The organism is Micromonospora tarapacensis, from assembly GCF_019697375.1.
Classification (GTDB): domain Bacteria; phylum Actinomycetota; class Actinomycetes; order Mycobacteriales; family Micromonosporaceae; genus Micromonospora; species Micromonospora tarapacensis.
On record NZ_JAHCDI010000004.1, the window covers coordinates 363530 to 376196 of the forward strand.

The window sequence follows — 12667 nt, forward strand, 5'->3', positions numbered from 1 at the left end:
GGCGGGACCGGGGCTGCCGGACCGCCGGTCGGGAGCGGGAGACCGCCGGTCGGGACTGGACGGGACGCGACGGCGGCGGTTCGGTTAACGTCTGCGTAATCGGGTCGGTGGAGACTGGTCGGTCAGGTCGGGTGAAGCCCGGTCGAAGGCGGACAAGAGTGTCGCGGAAGGTTGGGGAAGTGGACCGTCAGCAGGAGTTCGTCCTCCGTACGCTGGAAGAGCGGGACATCCGCTTCGTCCGGCTGTGGTTCACCGATGTGCTCGGCACGCTCAAGAGCGTCTCCGTCGCCCCGGCCGAGCTGGAGGCCGCCTTCGAGGAGGGTATCGGCTTCGACGGTTCGGCGATCGAGGGCTTCGCCCGGGTCTTCGAGTCGGACATGGTCGCCATGCCCGACCCGACCACCTTCCAGGTCTTCCCCTTCGAGGGTGGGGTCAGTGGCGAGAGTGCCCGGATGTTCTGCGACATCCTGCTCCCGGACGGCGGTCCTTCCTGGGCCGACCCGCGGCACGTGCTGCGCCGGGCGCTGTCCCGGGCCGCGGAGAAGGGTTTCACCTTCTACACCCACCCCGAGATCGAGTTCTTCCTGCTGGAGAACGGGCCGCTGGACGGCACGGTGCCCGTGCCGGTGGACACCGGCGGCTACTTCGAGCACACCACCCACGCGGTGGCGCGGGACTTCCGCCGCCAGGCGGTGCTGTCGCTGGAGCGGATCGGCATCTCGGTCGAGTTCAGCCACCACGAGGTCGCCCCCGGCCAGCAGGAGATCGACCTGCGCTACGCCGACGCGCTGACCACCGCCGACAACATCATGACCTTCCGGCACGTGGTCAAGGAGGTGGCGCTCTCCACCGGGGTGCAGGCCACCTTCATGCCCAAGCCCTTCACCGACCAGCCGGGCAGCGGGATGCACACCCACCTGTCGCTGTTCGAGGGGGAACGCAACGCGTTCCACGACGCCGGTGACCCGATGAAGATCTCCAAGGTGGCGCGGGCGTTCATCGCCGGCCTGCTGGCCCACGCCCGGGAGTACACGGCGGTCACCAACCAGTGGGTGAACTCGTACAAGCGGCTCTTCCCGCAGGCCCTGCCGGACCGGGTGACCGAGAGTCCCGCGTACGTCTGCTGGGGTCACCTGAACCGCTCCGCGCTGGTCCGCGTCCCGGCGTACGGCAAGCCGAACTCGGCCCGGGTGGAGGTCCGTTCGCCCGACTCGGCCGCCAACCCGTACCTCGCCTTCGCGGTGCTGCTCGGTGCCGGGATGAAGGGCATCGAGGAGGGGTACGAGCTGCCACCCGGCGCCGAGGACGACGTGTGGGCGCTGACCAGCGCCGAACGGCGGGCGATGGGGTACGAACCGCTGCCGGAGAACCTCGCCGAGGCGATCGACGTGATGGCCGGTTCGGAACTGGTCGCCGAGGTGCTCGGCGAGCATGTCTTCGACTTCTTCCTGCGCAACAAGCGCGCCGAGTGGGAGCAGTACCGCCGCGAGGTCACCCCGTACGAGCGCCAGCGCTACCTGTCGCTGTAGCCGCCGCTGCTCGACCGGGCCGCCCGACGTTGCGCGTTGCCGATATCGTCTCGATCACCGTGCCGGCGCCCCGCCGGCCGGAGACTTCCCGGGGAGGCAGTCGGTGCTGGAGGATCTGCTCAGCGGTGCCTGGCAGAGTGTCGTGTACGGGGTCGTCGGGGTCGGGCTGATGGCGGCCGGCTTCGTGCTGGTCGACCTGCTCACCCCCGGCAAGTTGCGGGACTTGATCTGGGTACGCCGCAACTCGAACGCCGGCCTGTTGCTCGCCGCCAACCAGCTCGGCGTCGCCGGGATCGTGTTCACCGCGATCCTGACCAGCTACAGCGACTTCGCCAAGGGGCTGGCCTCGACGGTGATCTTCGGGCTGGTGGGTCTGGCCATCATGGCGCTGGCCTTCTTCGTGCTGGACCTGATCACCCCGGGCAAGCTCGGTGAGGTCGTCTGCTCCGAGGAGCCGCACCCGGTGGCCCGGGTCAGCGCCGCCAGCCACTTCGGTGCCGCGCTGATCGTCTGCGCCTGCATCGCCTGATCCGGCCACCGGTGGGCCGCACGACCACCGCGAGGCTGGTGGCATCCGGCGGCGACTGATGTCACCCGGGCGGAGACCCGCCCGGGTGACATCACGCCGGGCCGTCAGCCTGCCGCGGCGGTACGGCGCGGCGTCACTTGCCGGCGGTGTCGCCCTGAGCGCGACCACCCCAGCCGCCCGGACCGCCGAGGACACCGGCCTCCGCCGCGGCGGTGATGGCGTCGGCCTGCTCCTGGGTGAGCTTGCCGTCCTCGACCGCCTGCGCGAGCCGCTCGGCCAGCGCCTCCTTGCGCTCCTCGGCGGAGGCGCCCGGCCTGCGGTCGCCGGTGCCACCCTCGGCGCCGCCGCGGCCACGGTGGCCCGCGCCGCCGTCCGGGCGGCCCTGCGGCTGGTGCTGCTCGCGGAGCTTCTCCAGCGCCTCGGTCACCTGCTCGGTGGGCACGCCCAGCTCCTCGGCCAGCGCCTCGGCGAATGCCTGCCGCTGCTGCCCGCGCTCCGGTCGCGGGTCGTCCTGCCGCTGGTCCGTCGCGCTGGCGCTGGCGCTCGGGGTGGCCCTGTCGTCGGCGAGCGCCACGGTGGGAGCGGCGATCCCCACGCCGAGCACACCCGCCGCGGCCAGGCCGGCCAGCAGGTGCTTCTTCGAAATCGTGCGGGACATCGGTCCTCCAACTCGTCGGTGATGCGATGACGTCACCGACAGTGACTGCTCCGGCTGGGCGAGAACCATGGCGAAACTGTCAACGGGCTGGCAATCCCACCGCCGAGTTGGCTGAACCGGCCGTCCCGGCCGGTCGGGGGCGCGACGGTGGTGAGCCGCGGGCCGCCGGCGGGTCAACGGACGGCGGGGGCGGCCGTCAGGATCCCGGCGTCGGCGTCGAGGGTGGCCACGGTGCCGACCGGGACGCTGAGCTGACCGGGACCGTGGCCGATCGGCAGGCCACCCAGCACCGGCACGCCCAGGTCGCCGAGACGCTCGGCGAGCACGTCGGCCACCCCGGTGTCCCAGCCGTCGGCGCAGTCGGTGAACTGCCCCACCGCCACGGCGGCCAGGCCGTCCAGCGCACCGGCGCGGCGCAGCTGGGTGAGCATCCGGTCGACCTTGTACGGCGGCTCCTGCACGTCCTCCAGCAGCAGCACCGCCCCGGTCAGGTCGGGCATGTCCGGGGTGCCCAGCGAGGCCACCACCAGGCAGAGGTTGCCGCCCAGCAGCCGGCCGGCGGCCCGCCCCGCGACGCGTACGCCGAAGGTCTCCTCGCCCTCGACGGCGCGCACGGTCACCGGCTCGGTGGTGGTCAGCGCCGCGTGCAGGGACTCCGCCGAGGCCAGCGGGGTCCGCTCGTCCCGCCAGGCCGCACCGGGCCCGTGCACCCCGGCCAGGCGGGCACCCCGCCACAGCGCCAGTTGCAGCGCGGTGATGTCGGAGAAACCGGCCACCACCTTCGGGTCGCGGCGGACCACGGCCATGTCGATCGCGTCCACCACCCGCTGCGCCCCGTAACCGCCGCGGGTGCAGATCACCCCGCGCACCCGCGGGTCGGCGAAGGCCGTGTTCAGGTCGGCCGCCCGCAGCGCGTCCGAGCCGGCAAGATAACCCTGCCGGGCGTACGCGTTGGGCGCGAGGACCGGCCGCAGGCCCCAGCCGGTGAGCAGCTCGACGCCCCGGGCCACCCGCTCGGGTCGGGTCGGCCCCGACGGCGACACCAGCATCACCGTGTCGCCGGGGCGCAACGCCGGCGGGCGTACGACGTCGTCGGGCGCGGTGGGTGCGGTGGGTGCGGACACAGCGGCAGAGCCTAGTCCCGCGCGCCGCCCCCGGCGGCGAGACCGGATAGCCTCGACGGCGTGGCAACTGCGTTGGTGATCGAGAACGACCCGACCGACGACGCACGCCGGCTGGGGGAGTGGCTGACCGAGGCCGGGTTGGAGCTGTCGGTGGTCCGCCCGCACGCGGGTGAGGCGCTCCCCGCCGACCTCGACGGGTACGCCGCCCTGGTGGTGCTCGGCGGCGACCAGCAGGCATACCCGCGGCCCGACGGGGCGCCGGGGGCATCCTGGTTCCCGGCGGTGGAGGGGCTGCTGCGCAAGGCGGTCCGGCACCGGGTGCCGACCCTGGCTGTCTGTCTCGGCGCGCAACTGCTCGCCACCGCCCACGCCGGCACTGTCGAGCGCAGCCCGTCCGGGCCGGAGGCCGGCCCCGCCGTGGTCGGCCGGCGCGACGCCGCCGGGGCCGACCCGCTCTTCCGGTTCGTCCCGCTGATCCCCGACGTGCTCCAGTGGCACGCCGACGAGATCACCGAGTTGCCGGTCGGCGCCATCCTGCTGGCCGCCTCGACCCGCTACCCGCACCAGGCGTTCCGCCTCGGCGACCGGGCCTGGGGCCTCCAGTTCCACATCGAGTGCGACACCGCGATGATCGCCGAGTGGGCGGCCGACTCGGCGCTGCTCGCCGAGCTGGGCTACGACCCACGGCTGGTGGTCTCCGCCTGCGACGCGGTGATGGCCGACGTCGAGGAGGTCTGGCAGCCGTTCGCCGCCCGGTTCGCCGCGCTGGCCCTCGGCGAGCTGGACGACGACAGCGGGTCGCGCCGCAGCCTGCCGCTGCTCGGGCACTGATGGGCCGGCAGACCAGCGCCACGGGCCGGCTCGCCCGCTACGGCTTCGGGATGGCCGACGACCACGCCGGTGCCCGGGCCGCCGACCTGCTCGGGCCGGACGGCCTCGACCTGTGGCGGCCACAGACCCAGGAACCCACGGACGAGCGGGCCCAGGAGCTGCTCACCGCGCTGTCCCGGGGCGCCGACCCGGATCTGGCGCTGCGCCAGCTGCACCGCCTGGTCGAGGCCGAGCGGCGCACGGCAGCGGGCACGAACGGCGGCACGGGCGCGAAGGTGCGGCAGCGCGGCGCCGGGCCGGGTCGCGTCACGGCGGCCGGCGCGGGCGGCGGTGGCGGTGAGGTGGCTGCGCCGGCGGTCGGTGGCGGCACCGGCGGCATCGGCGCGGGCTCGACGGTCCTCGCCGCCCTGCACGACGACCCGGGCTGCGCCGCCGGCTGATCGCCGTGCTGGGCGCCTCCGCGGCGCTGGGCGACCACCTGGTGGCCAACCCCGGCCAGTGGCCGGTGCTGCGCACCGAGCCGGACGGCCTTGCGCCCACCGCCGACGGCCGGCTCGACCTGACCGGCGAGGGCAACCCGGTCGTGGTGTTGCGCCGGGCGTACCGGCTGGCGCTGCTGCGGATCGTGGCGGCCGACCTGACCGGCGGTCGTGGCCTGGAGCAGACGATGGCCGCGCTCTCGGCGTTGGCCGACGCCACCCTCTGCGCCGCGTACGCGATCGCCGTCGCCGAGCTGCCCGAGGGCACCCGGGAACCGCGACTGGCAGTGGTCGCGATGGGCAAGTGCGGCGGCGGCGAACTCAACTACGTCTCCGACGTCGACGTGATCTTCGTGGCTGCCGAGGACGACGACCTGACCACCGCCACCACCGTGGCCACCCGGCTGATCCACATCTGCGGGCTGGTCGCCTGGCCGGTCGACGCGGCGCTGCGCCCCGAGGGCAACCGGGGGCCGCTGGTGCGGACGCTGGCCAGCCACCTGGCCTACTACCGGCGCTGGGCCCGCACCTGGGAGTTCCAGGCACTGCTCAAGGCCCGTCCGGCCGCCGGTGACCTGGCGCTCGGCCAGGAGTGGATCGACGCGCTGGCCCCGCTGCTCTGGCAGGCCGCCGAGCGCCCGGAGGCGGTCGAGGACGTCCGGGCGATGCGCCGGAAGATCATCGACAGCATCCCGCCGAAGGAGCAGGAACGCGAGATCAAGCGCGGCCCCGGCGGGCTGCGCGACATCGAGTTCGCGGTGCAGCTGCTGCAACTGGTGCACGGCCGCGGCGACGAGGCGTTGCGCGCACCCGGCACCATCCCCGCCCTGCGGGCGCTGGTCACCGGCGGCTACGTCGGCCGGGCCGACGGCGAGGCGCTGCTGCGCGGCTACCGCTTCCTGCGCAGCATCGAGCACCGACTGCAACTGCAGGGCCTGCGGCGGACCCACACGGTGCCGACCGAGCCGGGGCCGCTGCGCTGGCTGGCGACCTCCCTCGGCTACACGGCCGCCCCCGGGCGCAGCGCCGTCGAGGGGTTCCGCGCCGAGTGGGTCACCCACGCCACCGAGGTACGCCGGCTGCACGCCAAACTGCTCTACCGGCCGCTGCTGGAGTCGGTGGCCCGGGTGCCGGCCGACGGCCTGCGGCTGACCCCGGAGGCGGCCCGCAACCGCCTGGAGATCCTCGGCTTCGCCGACCCGGCCGGGGCCCTGCGTCACCTGCAGGCCCTCACCGGCGGGGTGAGCCGCACCGCCGCCATCCAACGCACCCTGCTGCCGGTCCTGCTCAGCGAGTTCGCCGACGCCCCCGAGCCGGACCGGGGGCTGCTCAACTACCGCCAGGTCTCCGACTCCCTCGGCAGCACCCCCTGGTATCTGCGGCTGCTGCGCGACTCCGGGCCGGTGGCCCGCCGGCTGGCCCGGGTGCTCTCCTCCTCCCGGTACGTCGCCGACCTGCTGAGCCGGGAGCCGGAGGCGCTGCGGCTGCTGGCCGAGGAGAGCGAGCTGAGCCCACGGCCACGCGAGGTGCTCTGCGACGGCTTCGCCGCCGCCGCGGCCCGGCACGGCGACCCGGTGCAGGCGATCCGCGCCGTGCGGGCGCTGCGCCGCCGGGAACTGCTCCGCCTGGCCTGCACCGACGTGCTCAGCCGCGCCGGGTCGCTCGCCCCGTCCCGCGCCGACAGCGCCAGACCCGCGCCCGGCCTGGTCGACATCACGGCGGTCGGCACCGCGCTCTCCGCGGTCACCGACGCGACCCTCGCCGCCGCGCTGCGCACCGCCCGCGCCGCCGTGCCGGCCATGCCCGGCCTGAGGTTCGCGGTGATCGGGGTGGGCCGCCTCGGCGGGTACGAGTCGAACTACCTCTCCGACGCCGACGTGCTCTTCGTCTACGAGCCGCCGGAGGGCGCCAGCGAGAGCGCGGCCAGCGCCGCCGCCCACGCCGTCGCCGAGGAGCTGCGCCGGCTGCTGGGCATGCCGGCGCCCGACCCGGCACTCGGCGTCGACGCCGACCTGCGCCCGGAGGGCCGGCAGGGGCCGCTGGTCCGCAGCATCGCCGCCTACCAGCAGTACTACGCCCGCTGGTCGCGGGTGTGGGAGGCGCAGGCGCTGCTACGCGCCCGGTGCGTCTGCGGCGACGCCGACCTGGGCACCCGGTTCGAGCAGATGGTCGACCCGGTCCGGTACCCGGCCGACGGGCTGACCCGGGAACAGATCATCGAGATCCGCCGGATCAAGGTGCGGGTGGAGACCGAGCGGCTGCCCCGGGGCGCCGACCCGGCCACCCACACCAAGCTGGGGCGCGGCGGCCTGGCCGACGTCGAGTGGGCGGTGCAGCTGCTCCAGCTGCGGCACGCGGGGGCGCACCCCGAGCTGCGCGGCACGCGTACCGTCGACGCGCTCGCCGCCGCCCGCGACGCGGGCCTGGTCGACCCGGCGGACGCCGAGGCGATGACGGCCGGCTGGACGCTCGCCGCGCAGGTACGCAACGCGCTGATGCTGGTCCGGGGCCGCGCCGGCGACCAACTGCCCCGGCACGGCGTGGCACTGGCCGGCGTGGTCCGGCTGCTCGGCCGCGACGACCCGGGCGAGTTCCTCGACGAGTACCTGCGCACCGGCCGCCGCTCCCGCGCCGCCACCGAACGCGTCCTGGGTATGTAGGCGACGAGGCCCGACCCGCCACCCGGGCCCGTCCCCCGGCGTGGTAGGACTGCCCGGTGTCGACATCGACCCACGCTGCCAGCCGGAACGGGCGTGGCGCCGGGCTTGCGCCAGCCGCCGGAGCGCCGGCGCCGGCATACCCCGTGCTCGGTGCGCTGGTGGTGTCGCTGCTGCTGTCGACCGCGTTCCTGCTGGCACCGCCGATGGGGACCGACCTCTCCGCGCAGGTGGCGCGCGCGGGTTTCGCCGACCGCAACGGCCTCGCCCCGCTGGACTTCTCCTGGTACGGCGGCGTCAACCAGTTCGGGTACAGCCTCTACACCCAGACGCTCGGTGGGCTCGTGGGGGTGCGCACGGTCGGTGCGGTGGCGGCGGTCGTCGCGGCCGTGGCGCTGGCCTGGCTGCTGGCGGTCACGGACGCCCGTCGGCCGCTGCTCGGCAGCGTGCTGGGTGCGGTCGTCCTCGTCGGGAACCTGGCCAGCGGCCGGATCACCTTCGCCGTCGGGCTGATGTGGGCCCTGCTCGCGCTCTGCGCGGTGGCCAGGTCGCGAGGACCGGGTTGGTGGTGGCTGCCGGCGGCCGGCGTTGCGGCGGTGCTCGCGACGGCCGCCAGCCCGGTCGCCGGCCTCTTCACCGGCCTCGCCGGAGGCGCGCTGCTGGTCCTCGACATCTGGCGGGAGCGGCGGCCCGGCGGCGGCGCCCTGGTCCTCTGCCTGGCGCCGCTGGTGACGGTGGCCCCGATGGCGGTGCTCTTCGGCAACGGCGGCCGGCAGCCGTTCGGCGCGGAGTCGCTGCGGATCAACCTTGCCCTGGCCGTGGTGGTGCTCGCGCTCGTACCGGTGCGGGCGCTGCGGATCGGCGCCGCACTCACCGCGCTGCTGCTGGTGGCGGCCTACCACCTACCCAGCCCGATCGGCTCGAACGCCCTGCGCCTGCCGATGCTCTTCGCCCTGCCGGTCATCGCGGCATATGTCGTGCTGCGTCGGCGGTGGCTGGTCGTGCTGCTCGTCGTGCTGTTCTGGTGGCAGTCCCCGGTGATGACCAACGACATCGCCCGCCGCGGGGCGGCGCCGGCGGACGACGCCTTCTACCGGCCGCTGCTCGACGAACTGGACCAGCGGGCGCCGGTGGGTCGGATCGAGGTGGTGCCGCTGCGCGATCACTGGGAGAGCGTGTACGTGGCGCAGGCCGCCCCGCTGGCGCGGGGGTGGGAGCGTCAGGTCGACGTCGGGCGCAACGCCCTGTTCTACGGCGACGGGCTGGACGCGGAACGGTATGGCGACTGGCTACGGCGCAACGCCGTCAGCTACGTGGCCGTGGCGCCCGACGCGGCGCTCGACCGGTACGGGCGGGACGAGGCGACGCTCGTCCTCGCCGGCCAGCCGTACCTGCGGGAGATCGGCCGACCCGGACAGTGGCGCCTCTACGAGGTGCTGGACCCGGAACCACTGGTCTCCCCGCCGGCCCGGCTGGTCGACTCGGACGACGCGGGCGTGCGCCTCACGGTCGACGCGCCGGCCGACGTCACCGTCCGGGTCCGCTGGTCCCGCTGGCTGTCGCTGGCCGAGGGAGACGGCTGCCTGCGTCCCGGCGCGGACGACTGGGCCACGGTCCGGGTGCGGACGCCGGGCACCTTCCAGGTCACCAGCAGCCTGAATCCGGTGGCCCACTGCCAACGCTGACCAGCGGTGCGTCCGGGGCCGGTTGGTGGCCGCGAACGCACGGTCCGGAGCCGACCCGCGCCTGCCCACCTCCGTTCCGCGATCACGGTACTGGCAGCATGTCGGGCGTGTCCCATCACCTCGTGCGCTGGACCGGACTGGCCGGTTCGATCATGCTCGCCGTGGCCGCGTTCCTCGGCGGTGCCCTGCCCGACGGAGACCTGCGGCCCAACCCGGTCAAGATCTGGTTGGGCCCGAACGGGCCGCTGATCCTCGGGCTGTGGCTGGTCGGCACCGCCGCCATGGCCGCCGCCTGGTGGGTGCTGCGTGACCGGGTGCCGTCGGCGCGCTGGGCCCTGGTCACCGCCGGGCTGTGGATTCTGCCGTTGGTGTTCACGCCGCCGCTGGGCAGCCGGGACGCGTACGCGTACTCCTGTCAGGGGGCGAGCTTCTCGGCCGGCATCAGCCCGTACGAATACGGCGTCTCCACTCTGCCCTGTCCCTGGTTGGACACGATGTCGCACATCTGGCGGGACACTCCGGCGCCGTACGGTCCGCTGTTCGTGGTGCTCTCCGGCGCGGTGGTCGCCGCGACCGGTTCGCTGCTCGGCAGCATCGCGCTGTTCCGGGTGATCGCGGTGGCCGGCGTGGCGCTGGCGGCGGCCTGCCTGCCGGTGCTGGCCCGTCGCTGCGGTGTGCCGGTGGGCCGGGCGCTCTGGCTGGCCCTGGCCAGCCCGCTGGTGGGGGTGCATCTGGTCTCCGGCGTGCACAACGACGCGCTGATGATCGGGCTGATGGTGGCCGGGTTGGCCGTGGTGGTCAGCCGGCCGGGCCGGCCCTGGCCGCTGCTGGCCGGCGGGGTGGTGCTCGGCATGGCCGCCGGGATCAAGGTGACGGTGCTGGTGGTGGTCCCGTTCGCGGCGCTCGCCGCGATAGCCGGCGGGTTCTCCCTGCGCGCGCTGCTGCGCGACGGTACGCCGGTGGTCGGTGGGGCGGTGGCCACGCTGCTCGGCGTGATGTTCGCCGCCGGGCTGGACTTCGGCTGGATCACCGGACTGTCGCACGGCAACGACGTGATCGCCTGGACGTCGCCGCCGACCGCCGTCGGGCAGACCGTCGGCTACCTGGTGCTGCCGTTCGGCCTGCACATCGACGCGCTGCCGGTGACCCGCGGCATCGCCGTGGGGGTGCTGGCGGGGGTGCTGGTGTGGCTGTGGTTCCGGGCGCGCACCCGTGACCCGCTGTGGCACGCCGCGCTGGCGTTGACCGCGACGGTGGCGCTGGCCCCGCTCTTCCACCCCTGGTACTGGTTCTGGCCGCTGGCCCTGCTCGCGGCCACCGCCAGGCGCACCTGGTGGTTCAGCGTGGTGACGGTCGTCTCGTCGTTCCTGGTGTTGGCCGACGGGACGGGGCTGGCCCGCTACACCAAGACGGCCGGTGCGCCGCTGATGACGCTGTTGGTGATCGTGGTGACCGTGCGCTTGGTACGGTCGGCCCGAGCGGCCCGAGCGGCCCGCAGCCCGGTTCCCGTCGACTGAGGAGAGGTACGCCGGTGACCGATCCCGGCGCCCGTCCCGAGGCCGGTGCCCGGCAAGCCCGCGCGGCCGGCCCCGGCGCCCGGCCCGCCCCGGCGCCCGGCCCGCGGCCACCTGCTCGCGGGTCGCCCGGTACGCCGGGCTGGGGAGCGGTGCTGCTGGCGGTTGCCGGGTACGTCGGTGGTGCGCTGCCCGGCGCCACCGCCACCCGGGTCTGGCACTCCGGCGCCGGAGCGCTGACCGTGGTGCTGTGGCTGGTCGGCACCGCCGCCATGGTGGGCGCCTGGTGGGTGCTGCGCGACGGAGCGCCGTCGACCCGCTGGGCGTACGCCACCGCCGGGCTGTGGACGCTGCCCCTGCTGGTGACCGCCCCGCTGGGCAGCCGGGACGTGTACTCGTACGCCTGTCAAGGCTGGGTGTACGCGGACGGCGGCGACCCGTACGCCAGCGGGGTGGCCGCGGCCGGCTGCCCCTGGGTGGCGGCGGTCGCGCCGGTCTGGCGGGACACCCCGGCCCCGTACGGCCCGTTCTTCGTGCTGCTCGCCGCGCTGGCCGTGCTGCTCGGCGGCGGACTGGTCGGCACGGTGGTGCTGCTGCGGGTGCTGGCGGTGGCGGGGCTGCTGGCGGCGGCGTGCTGCCTGCCCGGCCTGGCCCGGGCGGCGGGGGTACCGCCCCGGCGGGCGGCCTGGCTGGTGCTAGCCTGCCCGCTGGTCGGCGTGCACCTGGTGGCCGGCGCGCACAACGACGCGGTGATGCTCGGCCTGCTGCTGGGCGGTCTGCTGCTGGTCCAGCGTGCGACCCGACCGGCCGCACCCGGTGCGACGGCCGGCGCGCTGGTGATGGCCGGGGTGCTGCTCGGGCTGGCGGTGTCGGTGAAGGCGACAGCCGGGGTGGTGCTGCCGTTCGCGGCGCTGGCCGCGGTGCGCGGTCGGCTCACCCCAGCCGCGCTGCTGCGCGACGGTGGCACGCTCGCCGCCGGGGTGCTCGGCGGGCTGGTGGGCAGTTCGCTGCTGTCCGGTCTCGGGCTCGGCTGGCTCGGCGGGCTGGGTCGCAGCGGCGACACCGAACAGTGGACCTCGCCGCCGACCGCCGCCGGCATGGTCGTCGACTACGTCGGTGAGCTGCTCGGCCGGCAACCCGCCGCGGTGCCGGTGACCCGCGTCTCCGGGCTGATCCTGCTCGCCGTCCTGCTGGTGCTGCTGTGGTGGCGGGCCTGGTCGGCGCTGCGCGACAGGGACGGCTCGGCGGAGTCGGACCGCACCCGGGTGGCGCTGTTCGGCGCGGGGCTGGCGTTGTCGCTCACCGTCGCCCTGGCTCCGGTGTTCCACCCCTGGTACGCGACCTGGCCGCTGGCCCTGCTCGCGGTGACGGCCGCGCGGATCGCCTGGTTCGTGGTGCCCTGCGCGGTGGCGGCCTTCCTCGCGTTGCCGGACGGCACCAACCTGGCCCGGCTGGTGAAGGCGCCCGGCGCGGTGGCGATGACCGTGCTGATGGTCGCCGTGGCGGTCTGGGCACTGCCCCGCCTCCGCCACCCGCCGCAGCGCTCCCCCCAGTCCTCCGGCGGTGCAACGACGCCGAACCGGCCGTGACCACCTGGCCGGCCGACGGCCACCTCGGACGCGCTCCGCCATCCCGGCCAGCGACTCCGGCGGGCGCTGCGC

Annotated in this window: 8 protein-coding genes and 1 pseudogene; 7 read left to right on the forward strand and 2 right to left on the reverse strand. The window is 75.0% G+C overall.

Annotation, left to right across the window (positions count from 1 at the left end; genetic code table 11):
* Positions 1 to 179: 179 nt before the first annotated feature.
* Together glnA and KIF24_RS07730 are read left to right on the forward strand one after the other, a co-directional pair.
* Positions 180 to 1529: a type I glutamate--ammonia ligase gene (glnA, locus tag KIF24_RS07725; protein WP_221083447.1), complete on the forward strand. Its 1350-nt coding sequence runs from the start codon at positions 180 to 182 to the stop codon at positions 1527 to 1529.
* A 103-nt stretch (positions 1530 to 1632) separates the two neighbouring features.
* Entirely contained in the window at positions 1633 to 2058 is a 426-nt protein-coding gene (locus KIF24_RS07730; protein WP_221083448.1) for a DUF350 domain-containing protein, read from the forward strand.
* Positions 2059 to 2191: 133 nt separating this feature from the next.
* On the opposite strand, the gene KIF24_RS07735 is transcribed toward KIF24_RS07730, so the two are convergent.
* On the reverse strand, positions 2192 to 2716 hold the full coding sequence (locus KIF24_RS07735; RefSeq protein WP_221083449.1) for a hypothetical protein: 525 nt from the start codon (positions 2714 to 2716) through the stop codon (positions 2192 to 2194).
* A gap of 173 nt (positions 2717 to 2889) precedes the next feature.
* Positions 2890 to 3765 (reverse strand): S66 peptidase family protein, encoded by an 876-nt coding sequence (locus KIF24_RS07740; protein ID WP_221087240.1) that lies wholly within the window; start codon positions 3763 to 3765, stop codon positions 2890 to 2892.
* Between the two features lie 135 nt (positions 3766 to 3900).
* Between KIF24_RS07740 and KIF24_RS07745 the strand changes: the two genes are divergently transcribed.
* The 5 genes and pseudogenes from KIF24_RS07745 (at position 3901) to mptB (KIF24_RS07765) (ending at position 12595) form a co-directional block, all read left to right on the forward strand.
* The gene (locus KIF24_RS07745) at positions 3901 to 4671 is read left to right on the forward strand and encodes a type 1 glutamine amidotransferase (protein ID WP_221083450.1); all 771 of its coding nucleotides are present in this window, start codon (positions 3901 to 3903) and stop codon (positions 4669 to 4671) included.
* Positions 4671 to 7810: pseudogene (locus KIF24_RS07750) on the forward strand (bifunctional [glutamine synthetase] adenylyltransferase/[glutamine synthetase]-adenylyl-L-tyrosine phosphorylase). The gene KIF24_RS07745 and the pseudogene KIF24_RS07750 overlap by 1 nt, the downstream one beginning before the upstream one ends.
* A gap of 143 nt (positions 7811 to 7953) precedes the next feature.
* Positions 7954 to 9492, forward strand: coding sequence for a hypothetical protein (locus tag KIF24_RS07755; protein WP_221083451.1), 1539 nt, complete (start codon positions 7954 to 7956; stop codon positions 9490 to 9492).
* Positions 9493 to 9599: 107 nt separating this feature from the next.
* On the forward strand, positions 9600 to 11009 hold the full coding sequence (gene mptB, locus KIF24_RS07760) for a polyprenol phosphomannose-dependent alpha 1,6 mannosyltransferase MptB (RefSeq protein ID WP_221083452.1): 1410 nt from the start codon (positions 9600 to 9602) through the stop codon (positions 11007 to 11009).
* A gap of 149 nt (positions 11010 to 11158) precedes the next feature.
* On the forward strand, positions 11159 to 12595 hold the full coding sequence (mptB, locus tag KIF24_RS07765) for a polyprenol phosphomannose-dependent alpha 1,6 mannosyltransferase MptB (RefSeq protein WP_331461353.1): 1437 nt from the start codon (positions 11159 to 11161) through the stop codon (positions 12593 to 12595).
* Positions 12596 to 12667: the final 72 nt, after the last annotated feature.